Consider the following 26,483-nt stretch of genomic DNA (forward strand, 5'->3'; position numbering starts at 1 on the left):
CCAACAGGAAGGAACCGGTGTTGCGGCGATTGACCGTGCTGGCGGCAACGGCGCTGATCACGGCCGCGTTGGCGGGTTGCGGTAACACCGACTCGTGGGTCGAGGCGCACGCCGCCTCGGGCTGGCCGGCGCAGTACGGCGACGCGAGCAACAGCAGCTACACGCCGACGCCCGGCGCCGACAAACTCCGCCTGGAGTGGACCAGGTCGGTCAAGGGCGATCTGCAGTCCGCCGTCGCGCTGGGCACCAACGGTTATCTGGGGGTCAACGCACAGACCCCCGCCGGCTGTTCGCTGATGGTGTGGGAGGCCGACAACAACGCCCGGCAGCGCTGGTGCACCAGGCTGGTGCAGGGCGGCGGCCCGTCCAGCCCACTTCTGGACGGGTTCGACAACCTCTACGTCGGCCAGCCCGGTGCCATGCTGTCCTTCCCCACGACGCAATGGATCCGCTGGCGCCAGCCGGTGATCGGGATGCCGACCACTCCCCGGATCCTGGCGCCGGGGCAGCTGCTGGTCGTCACCCACCTCGGGCAGGTGCTGGTGTTCGACGCGCACAAAGGCGTCGTCGTGGGAACGCCGCTGGACCTGGTGGCCGGCGTCGACCCGACCGACTCCCAACGCGGGCTCGCCGACTGCGCACCGGCCCGTCCACGCTGCCCGGTGGCCGCCGCGCCGGCGTTCGCGCCGACGCAGGGACTCGTCGTGCTGAGCCTGTGGGAACCCGACGCCGACGCGCCGATCCTGGTCGGGCTGCGGTACCGGCCCGGCCAGACACCGCTGCTGAGCCGCGAATGGACCAGCGACGCCGTCGGCGGTGGACCGTTGGCCAGCCCGGTCTTCTCGGCGGACGGCTCGACGGTGTACGTCAGCGGCCGCGATGAGCACCTGTGGGCGCTCGACGCCACCGACGGCAGCCCGAAGTGGTCGGTGCCGCTGGACTATCTCGCGCAGACACCGCCCTCGGTGTCACCCGACGGGCTGATCGTGGCCGGCGGAGGGCCGGGCGCGAAGCTGGTCGGCATCAAGGACGGCGGCGACAAGGGCGAGGTGAGCTGGACCCGCGACGACGTCACGGCGCTGTCGACGTCCAGCCAGGCCGGCCCGTCGGTGGCCTACACGGTGGTCCGCGACGGTGCAGACGGGCTGGCGCTGATGGTGTTCGACCCCGCCGACGGCCACACCGTCAACAGCTATCCGCTGCCCAAGGCGACCGGCTGGCCCGTCGGCGTGTCGATCGGCGGCGACCGCCGCGTCGTCACCGCCACCAGCGACGGAATGGTCTACGGGTTCGCGCCCGCCTAGAGCGCCAGCATGGGTGCGACGGCGGCGCGCGGCACCGATGCCTGCACCGGGCCTGCGGACTCCGGCAGCAGCGAGCCCTGGGTGAAGAAGAAGATCAGCTCGTCGTCGGTCACCGCGAAGTGCTCGTAGTTGGTCGGATCGTGCCCGCTGCCGCTGGGAATCGGATCCGTCGTGCCGTACTCGTTTTGCAGGTACCGGTTGACCTCGGGATAGATCACGTCGAGCGGGTCGCTACCCGGTTTGAACAAGGTCTCGAAGGTGATCGGCGCGTTCTTGGCGACGTTCCAGTTGAACGACTGGTAGTAGGTCTGCGGGTGCGCGCCGCCGATGTTCTGCCACACCGTGAACACCAGGCTGCGGGTGCCCGCGGTCGGCGGCCCCGACCGGTAGCTGGTGCCGGTCGCGTCCAGTTCGTACGGCAGGTTGTAGGAATCGGGCATGCCCGCGACGTTGACGAAGCCGTCTCGGGCCTGGGTCAGGTAGGCCACCACCGGCGCGGGATCGGGGTAGCCGTTGGGAAAGGTGAAGTCCAGTTGGTAGGTGGGTCCCTCGGCGTGCACCCGACACGTCTGGTCGGGTTCCAGCACACCGCCGAGGTCTTGGCACGCGGTTTGTGCCCCGGCGACCGGGGCGCCGATGAAGCCGACGAAGACAGCTGCTGCCAGCAGAGCAGTTCCTGTGAGAATGCGCATCGTCGAACATCCTTGCAGCAGGCCCCGGCAACCGCACCGGCGCGTCAGGAACAGCGTACGTAACCGCTCACCGCGACGGACGACAAATGAATGCCGTTGCCCGGCTTGCCGGCCCGGTTCCGATGCGGGTGATGATTGCCGAAGCCGGTGTCGATCCGCGCAGCCGCAACCTCGACCGCAAGGCGTCGGGGTCCACGTCGACGCCGCGTACCAGGATCTCCAGCGCCCCGATGTCGCGCGCCGAAAGCGCCTGGCGCAGTCGCCGTTCGCTGTAGCCGATTTGCTCGAGCACCTCGAAACCGCGTACCCCGTCGGGCAACCGATCCCCCGACAGATAGGCGATGTCGCGGTCGAGTTGCCACAACCGGTGCCGCGTCGCGTAATGCCGCACCAGGCCCGCGCGCACGACGGCGCCGTCGGGGTCGACGATCCAGCGCCCGGCCGGCGCCACCGCGCAGTCGGCGGGGTCGGCATCGGTGAGCTGCTCACCGGTGTCCAGGATCGTGGCGCGCCGGGTGACCCCCGCCGCGGCCAGCGCCGCCGACCACAGACAGGCCTCCCGCACACTGCCCGCCAGCGACGTCGCCTCGATCTCGCCGGTGAAGCCGAGGTCGCGCACCGCGCTGAAGTCTATTCCGGGGGCACACTTTACGACGACATCGGAACCGCGGTACACCGCCAGCAGGGCGTCCAGCGCCGGGGTGTAGTCCCGCGGGTCGAATCGGCGTCGTCCGCCGCGGCGCCGCGCGGGATCAAGCAGGACGACGGCACCGCGGGTGATCGGGCGCAGCGCGTCGGCGCGGCACAACTCGACACCCCCCACGTTGTGCCGGGCCATCGCCAGCCGCACCGGGTCGATATCGCTGCCGAGCAGGGTGTCTGCCGAATCGGCAAGGGCGGCAAGCTCAGTGCCGATCGAACAGGTGGCGTCGTGCACGCGTCTGCCGACCAGACGTCGCGCGCGATGCCGCGCCACCGGTTCGGCGGTGGCCTGCTGCAGCGCCTCGTCGGTGAACAGCCAGTCCCCGGCGCGGGCGAGTTTGGTCGCGGCCTTGCGCCGCAACATCGTCGTTTCCACCAGCACCGCGGCGTGCACACCGAAACGTTCACGCGCCCAAGCGATATCGGCGACCAGGGTGGAATCGGTCAGCGGGCGCGCGGCGATCTCGCCCAACGCCTGCGCTCCGGCGCCGCTGCGCAGGTAACCGACGTGCTCGAGGCCGAACTTCAGGACGGCTTGACCCCGGTCACCATCACGTTGTAGAACCAGCTCTTCGGGACGAAGCGACGCCAGACGTTGTCGTCGACCCAGCTCAACGTGATCCAACTGTGGAACGCGAACTTGGCGTAGCCCCAACCCAGCCGGCCCGGCGGTACCGCGGCCTCGAACGTGCGAAGCGGCCAGCCCAACATAGCGGCAGTGAATTCGGTTGTGGCGGTGGATACTTCGATCGCACCGGCGTTTTGCGCCATCCGTTCCAGATCGGCCGGGTCGAACGTGTGCAGGTCGACAACTGCTTCCAGCGCCGCCGCGCGCGACGACTCGTCGAGCTCGGCCTGCGGTCGGCGCCAGCCGCCGAGTCCGGGCAGCCGGGTCGCGTTCGTCACCGCCCGCCACGTCAACGTCGACAACGGCCTGGCGTAGGTTTCCCCGGCATTCGTCGGCTCACCGGCGAACACGAACCGGCCACCGGGTTTGAGCACCCGCACCACCTCACGCAGCGACAGCTCGACGTCGGGGATGTGGTGCAGCACCGCGTGTCCGACAACCAGATCGAACGTGTCATCGTCGTACGGGATGCCCTCGGCGTCGGCCACCCGGCCGTCGATCTGCAGGCCGAGGTTCTCGCCGTTGCGGGTGGCGACCTTGACCATGCCCGGGGACAGGTCGGTCACCGAGCCGCGCCGCGCGACGCCGGCCTGGATCAGGTTGAGCAGGAAGAACCCGCTGCCGCAGCCGAGTTCGAGCGCCCGGTCGTAGGGCAGGTTGCGCAGTTCCTGCTCGGGCACCGTGGCATCGAACAGGTCGCGCGCGTAGTCGACGCAACGCTTGTCATAGGAGATCGACCACTTGTCGTCGTAGCTCTCGGCTTCCCAGTCGTGGTAGAGCACCTGCGCCAGCTTGGAGTCGTGGCGGGCCGCCTCTACCTGCTCCGCGGTGGCGTGCGGATTAGGAGCCGGCTCGCGTGCGCCGGTTTCGTCGAGACTCATGGCAGGCAGCCTAGACGGCGAAGGTGGCCTTGGCCGCAGCCAGTACCTGGGGCGAATGCTCGACGAACCGGGCGGCCCATGCCACCGCCGCATCGTAGACACCGTCGGGTGCGACCATCTGGTCGATCAGGCCCAGCGCCAGCGCCTCCTTCGCATCGACGAACCGGCCGCTGAACACCAGATCCTTGGCCTTGCTCGCGCCGACGGCGTCGGTCAGCCGTGACGTGCCGCCCGCGGGCACCAGCCCGGCGAGGATCTCCGTCACCCCGAACTTGACGTTGTCGCCGGCCACCCGCCAGTCCGCGCCAAGCGCGAGGGTCAGCCCGCCGCCAAGGGCGTACCCGGTGATGGCGGCCACCGTCGGTTTGGGGACCGCGGCCAGCGCGTCGACGGCGGCGCGGCAGTCCCTGGCGGCGACGGCGGCCTCGGCGGTGTTCAGCGTGCGCCGTTCTGCGACGTCGTCGCCTGCCGAGAAGATCTCGTGTCCGCCGAACACGACGACGGCGCGCACGTCGTCGCGGCCGCCGACGTCGGCCGCCGCGGCAGCGAGCTCGCGGTACATCTGACGGGTCAGCGCGTTGGTCGGGGGCCGCGACAGCAGCAGCGTGGCGATACCGGGCTGCTGATCACCGGTGTGGATGCTGACGAACTCGCTCATGCCAGCGGTGCACCCGGGGTGTAGTTGTCGGGCGCCCGGTGGTTGCGGGCGGCGTTGTAGCGGTCGCTGTCGAAGAACTCGATCTCCCAGTTGCCGTTCCTGGCGGCCAGATGCGGTTCGATGGCAACGATCCGGCGTTCCACGGCAAGCACTTCGGCGACCGTCCGGCCGGCCAGCGAGTCCAGCTGCGTCCACGTCGGGGGCAGCAGGAACGTCTTGGAGTCGGCGAAGTCCTGAAGGGCTTCCTCGGGGGTGATCCAGTCCGCGGCGTCGGTTTCGGTGTTCTCCCCGTCGGCCCGCTGCCCATCCGGAAGCGCCGCGACGAAGAAGTACGTGTCGTAGCGGCGGGTGCGCTCCTCTTTCGGTGTCACCCAGTTCGCCCACGGACGAAGCAGATCGGCACGCAACACCAACTTCTCGGTGCGCAGGAAGTCGGCGAACGACAGCGACCGGTCGACCAGCGCCTGGCGTTCGTCGCGGTACACCGACGCGTCGTCGACGAGCACGTCGGAGTCGTCGGCGGCACCGGCGAACAGCACACCGGATTCCTCGAACGTCTCGCGGGCGGCCGCGCACACCAACGCCTCGGCCAGCTCGACGTCCACACCGAGCCGCTCGGCCCACCACGACGGTCCCGGACCCATCCACGCGATGTCGGCGTTGCGGTCACGGTCATCGACCCCGCCGCCGGGAAAGACCATCACCCCGCCGACGAACTCCATCGCCGAATGCCGCCGCATCAGAAACACTTCCACTCCCCGACCCGCGTGCGGGACCTTGTCGCGGATGAGCATCACGGTCGAAGCGGGCCGCGGTGTCAGAGGTGGTTCGGCTGGTTGTTCGGTCATGCACGTCTCCTATGGGCCGCCCGGGAGCGGGTGCGGCGGGCGAAGTAACGCCCGTCGATGACATCGACAGCGATCGACTGCCCGAACGCATTCGACAGGTTCTGCGCGGTCAACACGTCGGGCAGCAGCCCCGAATCGACCACCTGTCCCTCGGCGAGGATCAGGCAGTGGGTGAAGCCGGGCGGGATCTCCTCGACATGGTGCGTCACCAGCACCAGCGCCGGTGAATCCGGGTCGGCGGCCAGGTCGGCCAGCCGGGCCACCAGTTCCTCGCGCCCGCCGAGGTCGAGCCCGGCGGCCGGTTCGTCGAGCAGCAACAGCTCGGGGTCGGTCATCATCGACCGCGCGATGAGCACCCGCTTGCGCTCGCCTTCTGACAGGGTGCCGTAGGTGCGGTCGGCCAGGTGCTCGGCCCCCACGCTTTCCAGGATCTCGACGGCCTGGTGGTAGTCCACCTCGTCGTATTTCTCGCGCCACCGGCCCATCACCGCGTAGCCGGCCGACACCACCAGGTCACGCACCAGTTCGCCGCCGGGCACCCGTTGCGCCAGCGCCGAGCTGCTCAGGCCGACCCGCGACCGCAGTTCGAAGGTGTCGACCCGGCCGAGCCGCTCACCGAGCACGTGCGCGGTGCCCGACGACGGATGCTCCATCGCGGCGGCGATACGCAGCAGCGACGTCTTACCCGCACCGTTGGGGCCGATGATCACCCAGCGTTCGTCCAGCTCGACCGACCAGGTGATCGGTCCGACGAGGACCTGGCCGCCCCGGCGCAGCGAGACCTCGGCGAAATCGATCAGCAGGTCGGGGTCGGCTGCATCGTCGGTGACTGGCACCCGCCCATCGTAGTCAAGTGATTTCGGTGTAGTTGGTCACGCTCACCGTGACCAACTACACCGAAATCCCTCAGGAGTGGTGCGGGAAGCGCAACCGGATCAGCTCTAGTTCGCGGGCGATCCGCTCAGCGTCGCGATCGGCGAAATCGACGCAACCGCTGGGCGGCTGCCAACTGAACAGCTTGCTCAGTTCCCGGCCCAGCCGCGAAGCCCAATTCGTTGTCATCACCCGATCGTGGTGGCCAACTGGCTTGCTATTCAATAGCCAGTTAGCAGATACTGGCCTGCAAATGACCGTTGATATGCCCGCGCAGGCGCTCAACGCGAGCCTTTTGGCCCGCACTCTGGGGAACTGGCGCACATCCAGTCGCAGCGGACCCGCGTACCAGGGGCTCGCCAACGCCATCCGGTTGCTGATCGTCGACGGGCGTCTGCCGGTCGGGGCGCAACTGCCCAGTGAACGTGCGCTCGCCGAGGCGCTGCGGGTGTCACGCACCACGGTCACCGCCGCCTACGCCGAGCTGCGCGACGACGGCTACCTCAACGCGCGCCGCGGTGCGCGCAGCACGACCGCGCTTCCCGTGACCCCCGACGTGCGCACCGAGGCCGCGGCGGCGTCGGTGAGCCTGGCCGCGGCGGCGCTGGCCGCACCCGCGGCCGCCGTCGCCGAGGCGTTCGCGGAGGCCACCCATGACGTGACGCCGTATCTGCACGTACCGGGCCACGAACTCATCGGCGTTCCCGCGCTCCGTCAGGCCATCGCCGAAAGGTATTGCGAACGCGGGCTTCCCACCGAACCCGACGAGATCATGGTGACCACGGGCGCGCAGCACGCGATCGGCCTGATCCTCACCACCTACGTGCAGGCCGGGGACCGCGTGCTCGTCGAACAGCCCACCTACCACGGTGCGCTGTTATCGATCACCACCGCAGGGGCGCGACCCGTTCCGGTCGCGATGACCGAGGACGGCTGGGACCTCGACGCGCTGCAGGCGTCCGTGCACCAACTGTCGCCCAACCTGGCCTACCTGATCCCGGACAACCACAACCCCACCGGGCTGACGATGCCTGTGCCGCAGCGGAAACAGGTGGCGGGCATCATCGCCGAGACCCGCACCCGCACCGTCATCGACGAATCGATCATGGACATGTGGCTGGATCAGCCGGTACCCCCTCCGCTGGCGGCCGAAGTGACCTCACGGCGTGACCTGGTGCTGACGATCGGTTCGATGTCCAAGTCGTTCTGGGGCGGGCTTCGGGTGGGCTGGATCCGCGCCGAACGGTCCACCATCGCGACCATCGCCTCGTTGCGCCCGTCCATCGACATGGGCACGGCGGTATTCGAACAATGCGCGGCGGCAAGACTTCTCGTCCGCCACCACGAACTGCTGCCCGAGCGCCGCGAGATCCTGCGCGCCCGGCGGGCGCACCTGCTGATCCTGTTGCACCGTCACCTGCCCGACTGGGAGCCGGGCCACGGCGTCGGCGGCATGTCGCTGTGGGTGCGGCTGCCCGCGCCGATGAGCACGGCGTTGGCGGCCGCGGCCTCCCGGCTCGGCCTCGACCTGCCCGCCGGTCCGCGGTTCGGCGTCAACGGCACACTCGAGCGGTTCGTCCGCGTGCCCTACACCCTGCCCGAGGAACAGCTGGACACCGCCGTCGAACTGCTCGCCCGCGCATGGCACAGCGTGACCGGCTCGGCAGCCCCCCAACCCACGACCGTGGTGGTCTAGCTTGTCTTCGGTGCGAGCAGAACCGGGCGGCTACTCGTCGTCGGGGATCTCGACGCGGCGCATCACGCCGTCGCGGGCATCGGCCGCCTCGATCTCGCTGCGGGTGATGCCGAGGATGAACAGCACAGTGTCCAGGTAGGGATAGCTCAGCGACGCGTCGGCGACCTCCCGCAACGCCGGCTTGGCGTTGAACGCCACGCCCAGCCCCGCAGCCGACAGCATGTCGATGTCGTTGGCGCCATCGCCCACCGCCACCGTCTGCTCCATCGGCACACCGGCCTGCTGGGCGAAATCGCGCAGGGCCTTGGCTTTTCCGGCCCGGTCGATGATGGGTCCGACCACCCGCCCGGTCAGCTTGCCGTCGATGATCTCGAGTTCGTTGGCCGCGACGAAATCCATCATCAACTCGTGTGCGAGCGGCGCGATGACCTGCCGGAAGCCGCCGGACACGATGCCGCAGTGATAGCCGAGGCGGCGCAGCGTGCGCAACGTGGTTCGCGCACCGGGGGTCAGCTCGATCTGCTCGCCGACGTCCTCGAGCACCGACGCCGGCAGACCCGCGAGCGTCGCGACGCGACGGTTCAGCGATTCGGTGAAGTCGAGTTCGCCGCGCATCGCCGCCTCGGTGACCTCGGCGACCGCGGCCTCCGCGCCGACGCGCGCGGCGAGCATCTCGATGACCTCACCCTGGATCAGGGTGGAATCGACGTCGAACACGATGAGCCGCTTGGCCCGTCGCGACAGGCTGTAGTCCTCGAGCGCGATGTCGATCTTCTCGGCGACCGCGACGCGGGCCAGCGCCTTCTGCAGCTGCCCGTAGACGCCGTCGGCCGGCACCGACACCCGCAGCTCCAAACCCGTTACCGGGTAGTCGGATACGCCGCGAATGGTGTCGATGTTCACCCCGAGCGCCGCGAGTTCGCGGGCCACCACGCCGAACGCTTCAGCGGCGATCGGTCGGCCCAGCACGACGATGGTGTGGGTCGATGGTGCGCGCAGCACCGGCAGGGTGTCGCTGGGTTCGATGGTGACGTCCAGGCCGACGCCGTGGATGGCGGCCGTCACCTCGTCGCGCAACTGCGTGCCCGCGGCGACGCCGACGGACGCGGCGACCAGCACACCCAGCGTCAACCGGCCGCGGATGACGACCTGTTCGACGTTGAGCAGCTCGACCTTGTGCCGCGACAGCACCTCGAACAACGCCGACGTGACACCGGGTTGATCACGTCCTGTGACGGTGATCAACAGCGATGAGCGGTTGCGCGCCTGGCCGGTCACGGCCGCCCGTCGGGAGGCTCGACCGGCAAACCCACTTTCGGCACGCTCATCGCCGAAACACCGTGTCCCTAACTGGATTGGTCGACGAGCCGCGCGTCCGCCGGTTCATGGGCACGTCCGATGTGTGCTTCGGCGCGCATCCGCTCCACCATGTGCGGGTAGTGCAGCTCGAACGCGGGCCGCTCCGAACGGATCCGGGGCAGCTCGGTGAAGTTGTGCCGCGGCGGCGGGCAGGAGGTCGCCCACTCCAGCGAGTTGCCGTAGCCCCACGGATCATCCACGGTGACCGGTTCGCCGTAGCGCCAGCTCTTGAACACGTTCCAGGTGAACGGCAGCACCGACACACCCAGGATGAACGCACCGATCGTGGAGACGACGTTGAGCGTGGTGAACCCGTCGGTGGGCAGGTAGTCGGCGTAACGACGCGGCATGCCCTCGTTACCCAGCCAGTGCTGCACCAGGAACGTGGCGTGGAAACCGATGAACGTCAACCAGAAGTGCAGCTTGCCCAATCGCTCGTCGAGCATCCGCCCGGTCATCTTCGGGAACCAGAAATAGATGCCGGCATAGGTGGCGAACACGATCGTGCCGAACAGCACGTAGTGGAAGTGCGCCACCACGAAATACGAGTCGTGAACGTGGAAGTCCAGCGGCGGGCTGGCCAACAGCACACCGGACAGGCCACCGAGCAGGAACGTCAGCAGGAAGCCGATCGAGAACAGCATCGGCGTTTCAAACGTCAACTGCCCCTTCCACATCGTGCCGATCCAATTGAAGAACTTGATCCCGGTCGGCACCGCGATCAAAAACGTCATGAACGAGAAGAACGGCAGCAGCACGGCGCCGGTCGCGTACATGTGGTGTGCCCACACCGCGACCGACAGCGCTGCAATACCGATGGTGGCGTAGATCAGGGTGGTGTAGCCGAAGACCGGCTTGCGGGAGAACACCGGGAAGATCTCGCTGACGATGCCGAAGAACGGCAACGCGATGATGTACACCTCGGGATGGCCGAAGAACCAGAACAGGTGCTGATACAACAACACACCACCGTTCGCCGGGTCGTAGATGTGCCCGCCGAGGTGCCGGTCATAGGCCAGCCCGAACAGCGCCGCGGTCAACAGCGGGAACACCATCAACACCAGGATCGACGTCACCAGGATGTTCCAGGTGAAGATCGGCATCCGGAACATCGTCATCCCCGGGGCGCGCATGCACACCACGGTGGTGATCATGTTGACCCCGCCCAGGATGGTGCCCAGGCCGGCCACCGCCAGGCCGAGGATCCACAGGTCACCGCCCGCGCCCGGGGAGTGCAGCGCGTTGGACAGCGGCGCATACGCGGTCCAGCCGAAGTCAGCCGCCCCACCGGGGGTGGCAAACCCGCTCAGGGCGATCAGTGCGCCGAACAGGAACAGCCAGTACGAGAACGCGTTGAGCCGCGGGAACGCCACGTCGGGCGCACCGATCTGCAGCGGCAGCACCAGGTTGGCGAAGCCGAACACGACCGGGGTCGCGTAGAACAGCAGCATCACCGTGCCGTGCATGGTGAACAGCTGGTTGAACTGCTCGTTGGACAGGAACTGCAGCCCCGGCGCCGTCAACTCGGTGCGCATGAACAGTGCCATCAACCCGCCGATGAAGAAGAAGATGAAGCAGGTGACGACATACATGATGCCGATCAGCTTGTGATCGGTGGTCGTGATCAGGTTGTAGAGCAGGTTGCCCTTGGGTCCCATCCGCTCCGGAAAGGGACGGCGAGCCTCGAGTTGTCCGATCGGGGGCGCTTGCGCTACCAACAGGTCCTCCATACGTCTGGTCGGGGCTTCCCCGCAGTCATCAACGATGAATCCTAGCTTCTCTAAAAGCCGGGACGCGGGGTGGTCCTACAAACCGTCGTATATGGCTCGCGACGGCGGTTGACCAGCGCGGAACTCCCAGATGTTACCGTCGGCGACGTGCTGATCAGCGGAGCGCGCGCAGGCGTGCGGGCGGCCCGATCCGCGGCGCCTCTCATCGCGGCCGCCGTGGCGACGACGCTGATCAGCGGGTGCGGTGGGGTCGGCGGGGACGCGCCGGCGCCCGACGCCGAGTCGGTCATCACCAGCACGACGAAGATTGCTGGTGCGGGCGTGCTCGGAAACCAGCGTCGCCCCGACGAGTCCTGCGCCCCCGAACCCGCCGCCGTCGACCAGGGCCCGCCGGACCGTCTCGTCCGCCACGCCGCAGGCGAAACGGAGGTGCGCGCAGATCCGCAGCGCATCGTGGTGCTCTCCGGCGATCAGCTCGACGCGCTGTGCGCGCTGGGCCTGCAGTCACGCGTGGTGGCCGCGGCCCTGCCGGACGGCTCCCCCGACCAGCCGTCGTACCTCGGCACCGTTCTCCACGACGTGCCGGGCGTGGGGACGCGCAGCGCCCCCGATCTGGACGGCATCCGGGCCGCCTCGCCCGATTTGATCCTGGGGTCGCAGGCGCTGACGCCCGAGGCGTTCGGCGCGTTGGCGCAGATCGCGCCGACCGTGTTCACCGGTGCGCCCGGCCCCGCGTGGCAGGACAACCTGCGCACGGTGGGTGCGGCGACCGGACGCGTCGATGCCGCCAACGGGCTGATCGAGGGCTTCATGGCGGCCGCGGACAAGACCGGCGCCGACAACGACGCCGCCCATTTTCAGGCTTCGGTGGTCCAGTTCACCGACACCACCATGCGGGTCTACGGCACGGACAACTTCGCGGGCAGCGTGCTGGCCGACGCGGGTGTGGATCGCCCTGCGGCCCAACGCTTCACCGACAAGCCCTACATCGAGATCGGCATCACCGACGCCGACCTGTCCGCCTCACCCGATCTGTCGGCCGCCGACGGTGACATCGTCTACATCGCGTTCGCCTCGGGCGAGGCCAAGGAGCACGCCGAGACCGTGCTGGAAAGTGACGCGTGGAAGAAGTTGTCGGCCAACCGTGACAACCGGGTGTTCGCGGTCAACAACGAGGTCTGGCACACCGGCGGGGGCATCGTCGCCGCCCGCGGCGTGCTCGACGACCTGCGCTGGATCAACGCGCCGATCAACTAGTCTCGCGGGCGTGTTCCACGTCCTCAGATCGACGTACCTGCAACCGCCGGACGTCATGAACCAGACCCGTCCCGCCCACCTGGAGTGGCTCGGTGGTGAGGTTGCCGCGGGTCGAATCGTGCTGGCCGGGCGCCGCGAAGACGAGTCCGGCGCGGTCCTGATCACCGGCGACATCGGCGTCGAGCAGGCACAAGACATCGTCGACCGCGATCCGTACACGGTGGCCGGTGTCGCCCGCTACGAACGGGAATCGTTCAACGGCGCGTTCCGGGCACCCGGACTCTAGGAGCAACCTCACAGCGTCAGACGGAATCATCGGGGCGCGCTCGCTCGTTGTCCCTTCGGGTTCGGCCGCACTGTCGGCGGCGGATTTTCCCATTGTCGTTAGAAGCTGAAGAGTCGTTAGAAGTCGAAGAGTCGTTGGAAGCTGAAGAGGCCTGAAAAGGATTGTGATGAGCACCGTTACCGCATACGCCGCGCCGTCGGCGACCGAACCGTTGACCAGGACCACCATCGCCCGCCGCGACGTCGGCCCGCGTGACGTCGCCTTCGACATCCACTTCTGTGGAATCTGTCACTCCGACATCCACACCGTGCGCGACGAATGGGGTCGTGCCCGCTATCCGGTGGTGCCCGGGCACGAGATCGCCGGCGTCGTCACCGAGGTCGGTGCCGAGGTCACCAAGTACCGGGTCGGTGATCGCGTCGGCGTCGGCTGCTTCGTCGATTCCTGTCGGGAGTGCGCGCAGTGCCGCGCCGGCGACGAGCAGTACTGCGCCAAAGGAATGGTCGGCACCTACAACGCGGTAGGCCGCGACGGTGAGCCGACGCAGGGCGGCTACAGCGGCGCGATCGTGGTCGACGAGAACTACGTGTTACGGATTCCCGACAGCTTGCCGCTGGAGGCTGCGGCGCCGCTGCTGTGCGCGGGCATCACGCTGTACTCGCCGCTGCGCCACTGGGACGCGGGTCCGGGCACCCGGGTGGCGGTGGTCGGCCTCGGCGGGTTGGGCCACATGGGAGTCAAGCTCGCCCACGCGATGGGCGCCCACGTGACGGTGTTGAGCCAGTCGCTGAAGAAGATGGAGGACGGCCTGCGTCTGGGCGCCGACGAGTACTACGCCACCTCGGACCCCGAGACGTTCACCAAGCTGACGGGATCGTTCGACCTGATCCTCAACACGGTGTCGGCCAACCTCGACATGGGCAGCTACCTCGGCCTGCTCGCGCTCGACGGGACGCTCGTCGAACTCGGCATGCCGGAGAACCCGATGGCGGTACCCGCGGGCGCCCTGGTCTTCGGGCGGCGACGCCTGGCCGGCTCGCTGATCGGTGGCATCGCCGAGACACAGGAGATGCTCGACTTCTGCGCCGAGCACGGCGTGCAACCCGAGATCGAGGTCATCGCGCCCGAATACATCAACGAGGCCTACGAGCGCGTGCTGGCCAGCGATGTGCGGTACCGGTTCGTGATCGACGCCGCGTCGCTGCGGAGCTGATCAGAAGCCGCGGATATCGGCCGGGGTGACGAAGATTCCGTGGCCGGAGGCGTCGTAGGTGAGCCGGGTGCGCAGCCCCTCCGGTTGAACGGTCCAACCGTTGACCTTGTACGCCCCACCGTCGACGGACACCGGCGCCGACGCCGGATCGGGCAGCGCGCCTCGGTCCCAGTAGAACTGGCCGGTGCCCAGCACCACGGCGAGGTTCAGGCGCTGGTTCCACTTGGATGTCTCGAAGGGCGCTGTGCCCCACGGCTGTCCGTTGGTCAGCGCACAAACCGCCACCGGCCCGCCGCCGAACGAGTAGTTATCCGCGCTCAGCTCGCACCGCACCGCACCGGAATTCAGCAGCACCTGCTGCCCCGAGGCGGCCGCCGCCGGCGGCGCCAGCACCAGCGCACCCAGAATGGCCGTCGCCGAAGCGGTCACTGCCTGCCGAATCATGTCGTCTCCGTCCGCGCCATCACCTTGCGCCGGAAATGGTCTCACGGCGCTGATCGTCACAGGCCGGTTTCCCCTGAACTCGGCCGATCGAGGTCGCTAAGCGGGTTGCTTCTGCAGGCGCGGCGGGAAGCCGGCGCCGTCGGTGATCGCCTCGCGGTAGTCCTTCACCCGATCCGCGACGGTGCCCAGGACCGCTATCGTTCGGCCGTCCTTCCCGTACGCGGCAACGAACTCCCCCTGGCGCATATCCCCCTCGACGACCGTCACGGTGTCGTATCCTGTTGGCACACCGACTAATTGGAGTTTGACGTCGTATTGGTCGGACCAGAAGTACGGCACCGCGTCATACTGCTGGGCGTCCTCGGGTCCAGCCAGCAGGTTCCGTGCCGCGGTGATCCCCTGTCGGGATGCGTGATCCCAGTGCTCGATCCGCAGATTTTCCCGGTAGAGGGGATGCCACCAGCGCGCGACGTCGCCTGCGGCCACGACGCCCGTCGTGCCCTCCGCGGCACCGGTGGCGTCGCACACCACACCCTTGTCGCGCTGGTCCACCTTGATCCCGGAGCCCCACAGCCAGTCGGTGACCGGCTCGACCCCGAGCCCGATGAGCACCAGGTCGGCCTTCACCTTCGAATTGTCGCTCAGCCGAACGGCCTTCACGTGACCGTCGCCGACGAACCCCGCGACGTCGACGCCGACCCGCACGTCCACCCCGTGGCTGCGGTGCAGATCGGTCCAGAAGTTACCCATCTCCGCACCGACTGCGCCCTGCAGCAGCGCATCGGCCCGCGAAATCAGCGTCACCTTGAGGCCCAACGAACGTAGGCTCGCGGCGACCTCGGTGCCGATGAAGCCGCCGCCGATCACGACGACGCGACTGCGTCGGCCGAGCCTGGACCGGATAGCCAGGCAGTCGTCGACCGTGCGAAGCGTCAGGACACCGTCGGGCACCGGTCCGCCGGACCAGCGGCGTACGTCAGCGCCGCTGGCGATCACGAGGCCGTCGAACTCGAAGGCCCGCTCGCGGTCACCGTCGCGCACCCCGACGGTGCGCGACGCCATGTCGATGCCGATGGCACGGGCGCCTCGAAGCACCCGCGCGTCGAACTCGTTCTGCGGCGCCATGTCGATGCCTGCCCGGTGCACCTCACCGGTGAGCAGCTTCTTGGACAGGGCCGGCCGGTGGTAGGGGGCGCACCGTTCGGCGCCGACCCACGTCAACTCCCCGTCGTACCCCTCGGCGCGTAGCGTCTGCGCGGCCATGGCACCCGCCACCCCGCCCCCAACGACGACCACCTTGTTCAGCCCAGCATCCGGCGGCATGGCTCAGTCCTTCACGGTGATCGCGCCGGTGGGGCAGGACACCTGCGCACCAACCAGTTTGGTGCGCAGTTCCTCGCCTGGCTGCTCCTGAAGGAGGTGCAGGCCGTCTTCTCGTACGTCGAACACCTCGCGGCAAATGCTCATGCAGACGCCGTTGCCGTCGCAGGTGTCGAGATCCACCAGAACCTTCATCGCCGCTCCTACTGCCGTGGCCGCTTGTCGTATCCCAACTAGCTGTGGGCCGCCTGTACGACGGCTGACCGTTCGTGTGCTGCGGCGCGCTCACGGGCGTCGCGGGCCGCCGGCGAATACGCCAGGTAGTCCAGCGCCATCTGGGTGTCCGCCTCGGGGCCGGGGTGGTGGCTGGGGCGCATGTATCTCAGCGGAACCGTCACCAAGAAGTTCCACGGGTCGGGCAACAGATCCTGGCGGGCGGCCCGACGCCAGTCTCGCCAGCGCCATTTCGTATCGATCGATGCGTCGTGGTCCATCAGGTAGCGCGCACCGGCGATCCACCACGCGACAAACAGCGGCGCGGTCATCAACATCGAAAACGCTCTGATCCAGTAACTTCCGCATACGTTTTGGTAGACGTCGAACACCAGCGAGCGGTGCTCGACCTCCTCGGCGCCGTGCCAGCGCAGCAGATCGAGCATCTCCGGGTGCGCACCGGCGCGTTCGAGCCCCTTGTTCTGCAGCACCCACTGGCCCAACACGGCGGTGAAGTGTTCCAGGGATGCCACGTCGGCCAAGCGGCGATACAGCCACCAGCGCTTCAACGGTGCCGGGAAGTATCTCGGCGGGTCCCCCAGCGTCAGCGACAACGTTCGGCCCAGCCGTTCGGTGTAGGCAGCGGTGTCGATGCCCTGCTCGGCCAACCGGTCCAATACGACCTGGTGCGCCCATGCATGCCAGGACTCCTGTTGGATGAACGGCTTGATGGCCGCCTCCAGTTCCGGATCGTCGACCAGTGAGGAGGCCTCCAGCACCGCTTTGATGAAATGGCGTTCACCCTCGGGCAGCAGCAGGTGCAGCACATTGATCATGTGGGTGCAGAACGGGTTGCCCGGCACCCAGTGCACCGGCAGGTTGGTCCAGTCGAAACGCACCTGGCGCCGAAACGCCGGGTGTCCGTCGTGATGCAGTTCCACTTCAGGCATCGCCACACTCCCGCCTCGTACATCGGGCGCCCCGGGTGGACCACGGGGGAACACCGCGCGTTCTGGTTTCCTTGTTCGACACGACCGCGCCCATGCATCATCTGTAGACAGACCGCTCTGTCTCTAAACCCCCGAGCCCAGCCGGTGCTGAGAAAGTGAGCCGACATGGCGAACAATGACGGACCCAGCGCCCGCGAGCGGCTCATCAGCACCAGCTACGAACTGTTCACCCGCCGCGGGATCGGCGACGTCGGTGTCGACGAGGTCGTGGCCACGGCGGGCGTCGCGAAAGCCACCCTCTACCGCCACTTCCCCTCCAAAGACGATCTGGTGCTGGCCTTCCTGGAGCGGCGGGCCGAGATGTGGACGGGCGAACTCATCGATCGAAAACCCCGCGAGCGCACCGACGATCCGAAGGAGCAACTGCTGGCGGTGTTCGACGGTCTCGACGAATGGTTCCACCGCCGCTCGGACTACGAAGCCTGCTCCTTTGTCAAAGTCCTGTTCGAGGTCGGCGCCCAGGGTCGGGTCGGAAAGGCCTGCATCGGCCACCTCGACGCGATCCGGGACATCCTTCGGGACCGCGCCGAACAGGCCGGCCTGCGCGACCCCAAGGATCTGGCCTGGTCCCTGAACATTCTGCTGAAGGGAAGCATCGTCGGCGCTGCCGAGGGCGACGTCGACTCCGCTCGGCGGGCCAAACGCATCGCGGCCCGCCTCATCGAGGAACACACCGTCGACGGACGGGGCCGCAGCGCCTGAGCGCGCCTCGGCGATGGATCCGGTCATCTGGTCCCCACCGGATAAGGCAGTGCGCGACAGAACCACTCGGCGACCCGGTCCCGCGTGAGCAGCAACGTGTTCGCACTGGCGGGACCGGAGCGATCCGCGCGAAACCGCTGCGCGGCCAGCGCATCCGCCCCGACGAAGACCGCTGCCGCCGCCACGTTGAGCGCCGCGGCGCGACGGGTGCTCGCGTGATCCGTCACGGCGGCGACGACCATCATCGTTCCGGCGTGGATCACATCGACCACCGCCTCCATTCGCAGCAGGCACCTGGAGGGTTCGACGCCGCACACCGCCGCCTCGAACAGTTGCCGTGCCCCGAGAACGCGCATCGACCGCCTGGTGGCGGTGGTCAGCCGCTCGATGTCGGGCCGCCCGTGAAACGCTTCCGGAGCGGTCAGCAGCGCCACCCCGTAGGCCGCACGCACCATCGCCATCTGGGTCATCGCTCGCGCGCTCCGCGCCGGTCCCGCAGGGTGCGGCCGGCGGCCGCCCCGACGGAGCCCGCGACCGCCGCCGCCGCCAGCGGGCGCGCGTGGCTTCGCAGCCACCACTCCGGGCTGTGGGCGTGCGCTTTGGCGTCGAACACGCCGTGGGCCCCATGATCGGTGCCGGTTTCGCCGTCGAGTGGTTCGAACAGGTTGCCCGGGCGACCGTCGATCGTGTCGTCGGTCTGCTGCGAGGAGAAGCCGGTGCGGGCCAGGTACCGGTCGAGCAGCGCGGGCACCATCCGCTGGCCGATCAGCGTCAGCACCGTGCTGGTACCCACCCAATATTGCTTGTGCTTGGGGTGTTTGGCGGCGTACACCACCGCCCTGGCCGGGATCTCCGGCTGGTACACCGGCGCCACCGGCTGCGGGTGTCCCGACAGTTTCGACCGCACCCAGGAGAACTGCGGGGTGTTGACTCCCGGCATCTGCACGACGGTGACGTTGACCTTGCTGTGGTCGTGCATCAACTCGGTGCGCAACGATTCGGTGAACCCGTTGATCGCGTGTTTGGCGCCGCAGTACGCCGACTGTAACGGGATCGACCGCATTCCCAGCGCGGAGCCGACCTGGATGATGGTGCCGCGGTTGCGGGGTTTCATCCGCTTGAGCGCGGCCATCGTGCCGTACACGAAACCGAGATAGGTCACGTCGGTGGCCCGTCGGAACTCCTCCGGCGTGATCTGGTCGAACGGCGCGAAAATCGTGGCGAATGCGCCGTTCACCCACACGTCGATGGGACCGAACGTGTCCTCGATCCGGTCCGCGGCGGCATCCAGTTCGTTGGCGTCGGCCACATCGACCGGCACGGCCAGCGCGACGCCGCCCGCTTTCTGGACGTCGGCGGCCGCCGCCTCCAGCCCGGCACGCCCCCGTGCGATCAGCGCGACGCGCGCTCCGGTGGCTCCGAAGGCCCTCGCGACGGCCCGGCCGATGCCCGCGCTCGCGCCCGTCACCACCACAGTCGAGCTCGCGTTCGTCATGTCGAAACTCCTGTGTTCCCTCGATGGTTCGTTCTCCACGACTACCCAGCGAGGGCGCTGTGATACGTGGAAGACAGCCGCTGTTGCCCGTCCCCCGAGTGAGCGTCGACTCCCAGCCAATGCACAGGGATCGTCACGTATGAGCGCGCGGTGAACGGGTACGACGCTCGGGTAGGCCGCGTACCCGCCGCGCTCGTATACCGCCACCCGGGTTCGCGAGGTTGTCGCGGGCACCGGCCGATGCGACATGCCGCGAATCGAAGGGAGACTTTCATGTCCAGCCAGAACGTCGCCGATTTCCTGCTCGAACGGCTGCGGGCGTGGGACGTCGAGCATGTCTTCGGATACCCCGGTGACGGGATCAACGGAATCCTGGCAGCGTTCGGCCGCGCCGACAACAAACCGCAGTTCATCCAGTCCAGGCATGAGGAGATGAGCGCGTTCGAAGCCGTCGGGTACGCGAAGTTCGGTGACAAGGTGGGGGTCTGTATGGCGACGTCGGGCCCGGGTGCCATCCACCTGCTCAACGGGTTGTACGACGCGAAGCTCGACCATGTCCCGGTGGTGGCGATCGTCGGCCAGACCAACCGCAGCGCGATGGGCGGCTCCTACCAGCAGGAAGTCGACCTGCTCAGCCTCTACAAGGACGTCGCCAGCGAGTACGTCCAGATGGTGACGGTGCCCGAACAGCTGCCCAACGTGCTCGACCGCGCCATCCGCGTCGCGCTCAGCGAACGTGCCCCCACCGCGGTGATCATCCCGTCCGACGTTCAAGAGCTCGAGTACTCACCGCCCCAGCACGCGTTCAAGATGGTGCCGTCGAGCCTCGGAATCGACTGGCCGACACCTGCGCCCGACGACGCGGCGATCGCGCGCGCGGCCGAGGTGCTCAACGCGGGCGAGAAGGTGGCGATTCTCGTCGGCGCCGGTGCGCGCGGAGCGCACGAAGAGCTCGCCGAGGTCGCCGACCTGCTGGGCGCGGGCGCGGCGAAAGCGCTGCTGGGTAAGGATGTGCTCTCCGACGAATTACCTTGGGTCACCGGTTCGATCGGGCTGCTGGGCACACGGCCGTCGTACGAGTTGATGCGCGACTGCGACACGCTGCTGACCGTCGGCTCGAGCTTCCCCTACACGCAGTTCCTACCGCAGTTCGACCAGGCCCGCGCCGTCCAGATCGACATCAACCCGAAGATGATCGGCATGCGCTACCCCTATGAGGTCAACGTGGTGGCCGACGCCAAAGTCGCGTTGCGCGCGCTGATTCCGCATCTGCAGCGCAAACAGGACCGGTCCTGGCGGGAAACGATCGAGTCGACGGTGGCGCGGTGGTGGGAGACCATGCACATGGAGGCCATGGTGTCGGCCCACCCGATCAACCCGTTGCGGCTCTTCGCCGAGCTGTCCCCGCAGCTGCCGGGTAATGCGATCGTGGCCGCCGATTCCGGCTCCGCGGCCAACTGGTATGCCCGGCAGCTGCGTTTCCGTGATGACATCCGCGGGTCGCTGTCGGGCACGCTCGCGACGATGGGGCCCGGGGTGCCCTACGGCATCGGCGCCAAGTTCGCCGCCCCCGGCCGCCCCGTGATCGTGTTCGAGGGCGACGGCGCCATGCAGATGAACGGCCTGGCCGAACTGATCACCGTCAAACGGTTCTGGCACGAGTGGAGCGACCCGCGACTGATCATCGCGATCCTTCACAACAACGACCTGAACCAGGTGACGTGGGAGATGCGCGCGATGGCCGGCGCACCGAAGTTCGTGGAGTCCCAGTCACTTCCGGATGTGGACTACGCGGCGTTTGCCGCCGGGCTGGGTTTGAACGCGATGGCGATAAAGGATCCCGAGGAGCTGCACGATGCGTGGCGCGATGCGCTGTCCGCGGACCGTCCGACCGTTCTCGACGTGTTCACCGACCCGGACATGCCGCCGATTCCGCCGCACGCGGAGTGGGATCAGGCCAAGGCCGCAGCGGCGGCGGTGCTGAAGGGCGACGAGAATCGCTGGGGTTTCATCGTCGAGGGTGTCAAGACCAAGGCGCAAGAGTTCTTGCCGCACAAGAACAGCTGACGTCGATGCCGATGACCGCGGACCGGGCGAGCGTCGAGGGCGCCCCGGTGGAGTCGGTGAGCGCGGCGGCCTACACCATTCCCACCGACACGCCGGAGGCGGATGGCACCCTGAGTTGGGACTCGACCACGTTGATCCTCGTCGAGGCCAGGGCCGGCGGCTGCTGCGGTATCGGCTGGACCTACGGTGCCAGCGTGGTGGCCGACTTGGTCACGCGCAAGCTCGCCGACATCGTGGTCGGGCGCCCGGCACTCGACATCGGGTCGTGCTTCACCGCGATGGTCGCGGCGATCCGCAATATCGGCCGGGACGGCGTTGCCGGGCAGGCGATCTCGGCGGTCGACGTCGCGTTGTGGGACCTCAAGGCGCGGATGCTGCGGGTACCGCTGTACCGCCTGCTCGGCGCGGTACGCGACGAGGTGGCCGTCTACGGCAGCGGCGGCTTCACCAGCTACGACGACGAGCAACTGCGTGCTCAGCTCACGCGGTGGACCCGGCTCGGCATACCCCGCGTAAAAATCAAGATCGGCGAATCGTGGGGCAGGCGCACGGAACGGGACCTGGCCCGGATGGGCATGGCGCGCGAGACGGTGGGCGATGCCACAGAACTCTACGTCGACGCCAACGGCGGATACGGACGTAAACAGGCCGTCCGGGTGATGCGTGCGGCCGCGGAGTTCGACGTGCGCTGGTTTGAGGAGCCGGTGTCCTCCGACGACCTCGACGGTTTGCGCGCCGTGCGCGACGCCGTCGATGCGGATGTGGCCGCCGGCGAGTACGGCTACGACCTGTATTACTTCCGTCGCATGTGCGAGGCGCGGGCGGTGGACTGCCTGCAGATCGACGCGACGCGGTGCGGTGGGCTGACCGAATGGCTGCGGGCCGCCGCGGTGGCGGCGGCGTACGGGCTCGAAGTGTCCGGACATTGCGCCCCGTATCTGCACATGCACGTTGCCGCGGCCACGCCGAACCTTCGTCATCTGGAATGGTTTCACGACCACGTCCGGATCGAACAAATGATCTTCGACGGAGCGCGCGATCCCGTCGGCGGCGCGTTACGCCCCGACACCGAGGCGCCAGGACACGGCCTCGAGCTCCGTGTCCCCGCCGTCGAGCAGTTCCGAACCCACTGATTGCCAAAGGAATTCAGGTGACTTCACTGCAACGGCCGCACGGCCACACACCGACCCTGTTCGAGTCGTTGTCCAACGACCTGGCGAAGCGGGTGTGCGGAGAGGTGCGGTTCGACCCCGGTTCACGCGCCGCGTATTCAACCGATGCGTCCAACTACCGTCAGATCCCGATCGGCGTGGTGGTGCCCGCCACACCGGAGGGCGCCGAGGAAGCCGTCGCGGTGTGTCGCGAGTACGACGTTCCCGTGCTGTCCCGCGGTGGCGGAACCAGCCTGGCCGGCCAGTGCTGCAATGCCGCGGTCGTTCTCGACTGGAGCAAGTACTGCACGCGGATCGTCTCGGTCGACACCGAGGCGGCCACCGCGATCGTCGAACCGGGCATCAAGCTAGACCAGATGAACGGCCAGTTGAAGCCGCACGGCCTGATGGTGGGCCCGAAACCCTCGACCCATGTCAGCTGCACGATCGGCGGGATGATCGGCAACAACTCATGTGGATCGACGGCGCAGGCCTACGGGAAAATGGTCGATTCCATCCGGCGACTGGAGATCCTCACCTACGACGGTCTGCGTCTGTGGGTCGGTGCGGCCGACGACGCCGAACTGGGCCGGATCGAGTCCGAGGGCGGCCGACGGGCCGCGATCTACCGCGGCCTGCGCGACATCGTCGCCCGCTACGCAGACGACATCCGCACCAACTACCCGCACATTCCCCGCCGGGTGTCCGGATACAACTTGGATTCGCTGTTGCCGGAGAACGGTTTTCATCTCGCCAAGGCGTTGGTGGGCAGCGAGAGCACCCTTGTGACCGTGCTTCGCGCCGAAGTGGATCTGGTACCCGTTCCCGCCGCGAGCACCCTTGCGATTCTGGGCTTCGATGACATCGCCGCCGCGGCCGACGCGGTGCCCGCCGTGCTCGAACACCAACCGGCGGCCCTCGAGGGCATCGATGACCGGCTGATCTCGCTCGAACACAGCCGCCGGCTCGCCGAGAAGGCGCTACGCGATCTCCCTGAAGGTAACGCGTGGTTGATGATCCAGATCAACGGCGACGACCAGGACGATGCCGACCGCAAAGCCCAGGAGATGATCCGGCATCTGGAGAAGACCGCGTCGATCTCTTCCAAAGTGTTCGACGACCCGGTCCGCAAGAACGAGGTCTGGGCCGCCCGCGAAGCCGGTCTCGGCGCCACCGCGTATCCGCCGGATGGCCCGGACACCCACGAAGGGTGGGAGGACGCCGCCGTACCACCGGATCGGCTCGGCGACTATCTGCGTGACTTCCACAAGCTGCTGGAACATTACGGCTACGGTTCCGCGTCGCTGTACGGCCACTTCGGCCAGGGCTGTGTGCATACCCGCATTCCGTTCGACCTGCGCACCGCCGAGGGCATCGACCGCTATCGGCACTTCGTCGAGGACGCCGCGCGACTCGTGGTCGACTACGGCGGGTCACTGTCCGGTGAGCACGGCGACGGCCAGTCTCGGGCGGAGTTTCTTCCGATCATGTTCGGCGAGAGGGTGGTTCGCGCCTTCGAGGAGACCAAGGCGTTGTTCGACCCCGGCAACCGGATGAATCCGGGCAAGGTGGTCCACCCGTTCCGAGTCACCGACAATCTCCGCCTCGGCACGTCGTATCTGCCGTTGGAGCCCAGGACCGCGTTTTCCTACCCCGAGGAGAACCACCGGTTCAGCAAGGCGGCCAATCGTTGTGTCGGCGTTGGGAAGTGCCGGGGCGAGGAGGACGGGGTCATGTGTCCCAGCTACCGCGCCACCGGTGAGGAGGAGCACTCCACGCGCGGCCGGTCCCGCTTGTTGTTCGAAATGCTGCAAGGCGAGGTCATCACCGACGGCTGGCGATCCACCGAGGTACGGGACGCGTTGGATCTGTGCCTGGCCTGCAAGGGCTGTCTGAGCGATTGCCCCGTCAACGTGGACATGGCCACCTATAAAGCCGAGTTCCTGCACCATCACTACCGGCACCGGCTGCGGCCGATGGCGCACTACTCGATGGGCTGGCTGCCGTTGTTGGCGCGCGTGGCCGCGGTGATGCCAGGGCCGCTGAACGCCGCGGCGCACACCGCGGGGGTTTCCACGCTGCTGAAGAAAGTGGGCGGGATCGCCGAGCAGCGCGACATCCCGACGTTGGCGTCCCAGCGGTTCTCGTCCGAGTTCCACAGCAGCCAACCGAAGTCGACGTCGGCGCGGCGGGGAAAGGTCGTGCTGTGGCCCGACACCTTCACCAACAATTTCGACACCCACATCGCCCGTGACGCAGTAACCGTGCTGGCGGCCGCGGGCTTCGAGGTCGAGGTGCCCAAACCTGCGGTGTGCTGTGGCCTGACGTGGATCTCGACCGGCCAGCTCGGTGTCGCCAAGAAGGTGCTGCACCGGACGCTGAGGATCCTGCGCCCTGCGCTGCGGTCGGGCACCCCGGTGGTTGTGCTGGAGCCCAGCTGTGCCGCGGTGTTCCGTTCGGACCTGACCAACCTGCTGTACGGGGACGAGGATGCCCACCGGCTGGCCCACCAGACCTACACGATCGGTGAGGCGTTGGCCAAGCTGGCACCGGAGTGGTCACCGCCGCAGCATCCGGCGGAGGCCATCGTTCAGCCGCACTGCCATCAGCACGCGGTCCTGCATTTCACCGACGAGAAAGACCTGCTGGAGTCCGCCGGGGTGTCCGCGCGGGTGCTCGACGCCGGATGTTGCGGGCTAGCCGGAAATTTCGGGTTCGAACGCGGCCATTACGACGTGTCCGTCGCCTGCGCCGAATACAAACTGCTGCCCGCCGTGCGGGGCGCCGGCGCGGACACCCTCGTACTGGCCGACGGGTTCAGTTGCCGTACGCAGATCGCTCAGTTGTCCGGCCGCCGGGCCGTCCATACAGTGCAGGCGCTGGCGGCCGCGCTGCGTTAGCGTCCGCCGTCGCCTCGAATATCGCTCGCGCCGGGCGGAACCATCAGCAAGTTCTTGGGTTGTATCGGTTTGGACGCCCGCTGTCCGGCTAACCACGGTACAGACCGGTCTGTACCGCCCTGTTCGGGCCGGACAAGAGCGATGTGAGGATACGAAGTGAATCGACTTATGAGCCTCCCGGCCGGGAGGTTGTCGGCCTCATGACCACGATCGAGTCATCCGTTGGCCACGCTGCCGCCCCGCCCGACGAGACCGATGACTACATCGAGGTCGAGGGGTTGTACGCGCATCTGGAAGAGGCGCAGACCGAAGACGACAGGAGCTACTGGCGCCGAAAGATCATCGAGAAGGCCCTGCCACTGGCAGACCACATCGCCTACCGGTTCGTCAACCGCGGCGAATCCCGGGAGGATCTGCTTCAAGTGGCGCGGCTGGCGCTGGTGAAGGCCGTTCACCGGTACGACCGCAACAAGGGCCGCTTCGTATCCTTCGCGGTGCCCACAGTGCTCGGGGAGATCCGCAGACACTTCCGCGACAACACCTGGGGTGTGCATGTGCCACGCCGCTACCAGGAGTCGACGCTTGCCGTCCGTGCAGCCGTCGATGATCTGGCGCAGCGCAACGGTCGCATGCCGACCGTGCAGGACCTGGCCAGTGAACTCGGTGTCACACCCGACGAGATCCGCCAAAGCGAGGAAGCGCGGCGGGCCTATCGACCACTGTCCATCAACGAGGACCTGCCCACCGAGGACGGCCGCCCCCGGCTGCGAAGCTCGGTTCAGGGTGTCGAAGATGCCGGCTTCGCTCGCGTCGAAGACCTCACGGTCCTGGCCGAGCTGTTGCGCGAGCTTCCCGATCGAGAGCGTGCCGTTCTGCGGATGCGGTTCTACGACTGCCTCAAGCAGCGCGACATCGCCCAGTGCCTTGGCGTCTCACAGGTGCACGTATCACGGTTGCTGAGGTCGACGATCGAGCAGCTGCGGATCCGGATGTGCACCGACGGTGTGGCGATCATCGCGGCGGCGTCATTGGCCGCGTGTCACGTCCGGTGACC

Annotated in this window: 25 protein-coding genes; 10 read left to right on the forward strand and 15 right to left on the reverse strand. The window is 67.8% G+C overall.

The features are described from left to right. The first annotated feature begins 17 nt into the window (after window positions 1-17). Window positions 18-1,304 carry a BamB-related PQQ repeat family beta-propellar protein gene (locus K3U96_RS17460; protein ID WP_220690532.1) on the forward strand — a complete coding sequence of 429 codons (1,287 nt, stop codon included), beginning with the start codon at window positions 18-20 and terminating at the stop codon, window positions 1,302-1,304. Here the strand turns inward: K3U96_RS17460 and K3U96_RS17465 are convergent. The 7 genes from K3U96_RS17465 to K3U96_RS17495 form a co-directional block, all read right to left on the reverse strand. Next, window positions 1,301-1,996: an esterase gene (locus K3U96_RS17465; RefSeq protein WP_069405100.1), complete on the reverse strand. Its 696-nt coding sequence runs from the start codon at window positions 1,994-1,996 to the stop codon at window positions 1,301-1,303. The two genes, K3U96_RS17460 and K3U96_RS17465, sit on opposite strands and share 4 nt — an antisense overlap. A 67-nt stretch (window positions 1,997-2,063) precedes the next feature. Next, a complete protein-coding gene (locus K3U96_RS17470) occupies window positions 2,064-3,227 on the reverse strand; it encodes a class I SAM-dependent methyltransferase (RefSeq protein ID WP_420915468.1) in 1,164 nt (387 codons plus the stop codon). Beyond that, window positions 3,224-4,207 (reverse strand): class I SAM-dependent methyltransferase, encoded by a 984-nt coding sequence (locus K3U96_RS17475; RefSeq protein ID WP_069405101.1) that lies wholly within the window; start codon window positions 4,205-4,207, stop codon window positions 3,224-3,226. Before K3U96_RS17475 ends, K3U96_RS17470 begins: the two co-directional genes overlap by 4 nt. Before the next feature lie 10 nt (window positions 4,208-4,217). Beyond that, a complete protein-coding gene (locus tag K3U96_RS17480; protein WP_220690533.1) occupies window positions 4,218-4,865 on the reverse strand; it encodes an enoyl-CoA hydratase in 648 nt (215 codons plus the stop codon). After that, window positions 4,862-5,713, reverse strand: coding sequence for an NUDIX hydrolase (locus tag K3U96_RS17485; RefSeq protein WP_220690534.1), 852 nt, complete (start codon window positions 5,711-5,713; stop codon window positions 4,862-4,864). Before K3U96_RS17485 ends, K3U96_RS17480 begins: the two co-directional genes overlap by 4 nt. Continuing rightward, window positions 5,710-6,549, reverse strand: coding sequence for an ABC transporter ATP-binding protein (locus K3U96_RS17490; protein WP_220690535.1), 840 nt, complete (start codon window positions 6,547-6,549; stop codon window positions 5,710-5,712). The genes K3U96_RS17485 and K3U96_RS17490 overlap by 4 nt, the downstream gene beginning before the upstream one ends. Window positions 6,550-6,619: 70 nt before the next feature. Then, window positions 6,620-6,775 (reverse strand): hypothetical protein, encoded by a 156-nt coding sequence (locus K3U96_RS17495; protein WP_220690536.1) that lies wholly within the window; start codon window positions 6,773-6,775, stop codon window positions 6,620-6,622. Between the two features lie 64 nt (window positions 6,776-6,839). Here K3U96_RS17495 and yczR point away from each other — a divergent pair, with 64 nt between their 5' ends. Then, window positions 6,840-8,282 carry a MocR-like transcription factor YczR gene (gene yczR, locus K3U96_RS17500; protein ID WP_220690537.1) on the forward strand — a complete coding sequence of 481 codons (1,443 nt, stop codon included), beginning with the start codon at window positions 6,840-6,842 and terminating at the stop codon, window positions 8,280-8,282. A 30-nt stretch (window positions 8,283-8,312) separates the two neighbouring features. Here the strand turns inward: yczR and serB are convergent, their stop codons facing one another. Together serB and ctaD are read right to left on the reverse strand one after the other, a co-directional pair. Further along, window positions 8,313-9,560: a phosphoserine phosphatase SerB gene (gene serB / locus K3U96_RS17505; protein WP_220690538.1), complete on the reverse strand. Its 1,248-nt coding sequence runs from the start codon at window positions 9,558-9,560 to the stop codon at window positions 8,313-8,315. A 68-nt stretch (window positions 9,561-9,628) separates the two neighbouring features. Next, window positions 9,629-11,359, reverse strand: coding sequence for an aa3-type cytochrome oxidase subunit I (gene ctaD, locus K3U96_RS17510; RefSeq protein ID WP_220693569.1), 1,731 nt, complete (start codon window positions 11,357-11,359; stop codon window positions 9,629-9,631). Window positions 11,360-11,518: 159 nt separating this feature from the next. On the opposite strand from ctaD, the gene K3U96_RS17515 reads away from it, so the two are divergent. The 3 genes from K3U96_RS17515 (at window position 11,519) to K3U96_RS17525 (ending at window position 14,127) form a co-directional block, all read left to right on the forward strand. Next, window positions 11,519-12,628, forward strand: coding sequence for an iron-siderophore ABC transporter substrate-binding protein (locus K3U96_RS17515; protein WP_220690539.1), 1,110 nt, complete (start codon window positions 11,519-11,521; stop codon window positions 12,626-12,628). Window positions 12,629-12,638: 10 nt separating this feature from the next. Beyond that, window positions 12,639-12,914: a YciI family protein gene (locus K3U96_RS17520; RefSeq protein ID WP_069405108.1), complete on the forward strand. Its 276-nt coding sequence runs from the start codon at window positions 12,639-12,641 to the stop codon at window positions 12,912-12,914. Between the two features lie 166 nt (window positions 12,915-13,080). Further along, window positions 13,081-14,127 (forward strand): NAD(P)-dependent alcohol dehydrogenase, encoded by a 1,047-nt coding sequence (locus K3U96_RS17525; RefSeq protein ID WP_220690540.1) that lies wholly within the window; start codon window positions 13,081-13,083, stop codon window positions 14,125-14,127. On the opposite strand, the gene K3U96_RS17530 is transcribed toward K3U96_RS17525, so the two are convergent. The 4 genes from K3U96_RS17530 to K3U96_RS17545 form a co-directional block, all read right to left on the reverse strand. Then, entirely contained in the window at window positions 14,128-14,571 is a 444-nt protein-coding gene (locus tag K3U96_RS17530; RefSeq protein WP_220690541.1) for a hypothetical protein, read from the reverse strand. 96 nt (window positions 14,572-14,667) lie between these two features. Continuing rightward, window positions 14,668-15,894 (reverse strand): NAD(P)/FAD-dependent oxidoreductase, encoded by a 1,227-nt coding sequence (locus K3U96_RS17535; protein ID WP_220690542.1) that lies wholly within the window; start codon window positions 15,892-15,894, stop codon window positions 14,668-14,670. A gap of 3 nt (window positions 15,895-15,897) precedes the next feature. Further along, window positions 15,898-16,086 carry a ferredoxin gene (locus K3U96_RS17540; protein WP_220690543.1) on the reverse strand — a complete coding sequence of 63 codons (189 nt, stop codon included), beginning with the start codon at window positions 16,084-16,086 and terminating at the stop codon, window positions 15,898-15,900. A 38-nt stretch (window positions 16,087-16,124) separates the two neighbouring features. Then, window positions 16,125-17,054, reverse strand: coding sequence for a metal-dependent hydrolase (locus K3U96_RS17545; RefSeq protein WP_220690544.1), 930 nt, complete (start codon window positions 17,052-17,054; stop codon window positions 16,125-16,127). A gap of 165 nt (window positions 17,055-17,219) precedes the next feature. On the opposite strand from K3U96_RS17545, the gene K3U96_RS17550 reads away from it, so the two are divergent. Further along, window positions 17,220-17,816, forward strand: a complete 597-nt coding sequence (locus tag K3U96_RS17550) for a TetR/AcrR family transcriptional regulator (RefSeq protein WP_220690545.1) — start codon at window positions 17,220-17,222, stop codon at window positions 17,814-17,816. Between the two features lie 23 nt (window positions 17,817-17,839). Here K3U96_RS17550 and K3U96_RS17555 read toward each other — a convergent pair whose 3' ends face one another. Continuing rightward, window positions 17,840-18,286 (reverse strand): hypothetical protein, encoded by a 447-nt coding sequence (locus tag K3U96_RS17555; RefSeq protein WP_220690546.1) that lies wholly within the window; start codon window positions 18,284-18,286, stop codon window positions 17,840-17,842. Next, window positions 18,283-19,311 (reverse strand): SDR family oxidoreductase, encoded by a 1,029-nt coding sequence (locus K3U96_RS17560; RefSeq protein WP_220690547.1) that lies wholly within the window; start codon window positions 19,309-19,311, stop codon window positions 18,283-18,285. The genes K3U96_RS17555 and K3U96_RS17560 overlap by 4 nt, the downstream gene beginning before the upstream one ends. A 273-nt stretch (window positions 19,312-19,584) precedes the next feature. Between K3U96_RS17560 and K3U96_RS17565 the strand changes: the two genes are divergently transcribed. The 4 genes from K3U96_RS17565 to K3U96_RS17580 all read left to right on the forward strand — a co-directional run bounded on the left by K3U96_RS17565 (window position 19,585) and on the right by K3U96_RS17580 (window position 26,481). Further along, window positions 19,585-21,378, forward strand: a complete 1,794-nt coding sequence (locus tag K3U96_RS17565; protein ID WP_220690548.1) for a thiamine pyrophosphate-requiring protein — start codon at window positions 19,585-19,587, stop codon at window positions 21,376-21,378. 11 nt (window positions 21,379-21,389) lie between these two features. Further along, window positions 21,390-22,511 carry an enolase C-terminal domain-like protein gene (locus tag K3U96_RS17570; RefSeq protein ID WP_220693570.1) on the forward strand — a complete coding sequence of 374 codons (1,122 nt, stop codon included), beginning with the start codon at window positions 21,390-21,392 and terminating at the stop codon, window positions 22,509-22,511. Between the two features lie 17 nt (window positions 22,512-22,528). Further along, a complete protein-coding gene (locus K3U96_RS17575; protein ID WP_230982182.1) occupies window positions 22,529-25,429 on the forward strand; it encodes an FAD-binding and (Fe-S)-binding domain-containing protein in 2,901 nt (966 codons plus the stop codon). Window positions 25,430-25,629: 200 nt separating this feature from the next. Next, window positions 25,630-26,481 (forward strand): SigB/SigF/SigG family RNA polymerase sigma factor, encoded by an 852-nt coding sequence (locus K3U96_RS17580; protein ID WP_220690549.1) that lies wholly within the window; start codon window positions 25,630-25,632, stop codon window positions 26,479-26,481. Window positions 26,482-26,483: the final 2 nt, after the last annotated feature.

Origin of the sequence: Mycolicibacterium holsaticum DSM 44478 = JCM 12374, assembly GCF_019645835.1 — a bacterium.
Taxonomy (GTDB): Bacteria; Actinomycetota; Actinomycetes; order Mycobacteriales; family Mycobacteriaceae; genus Mycobacterium; species Mycobacterium holsaticum.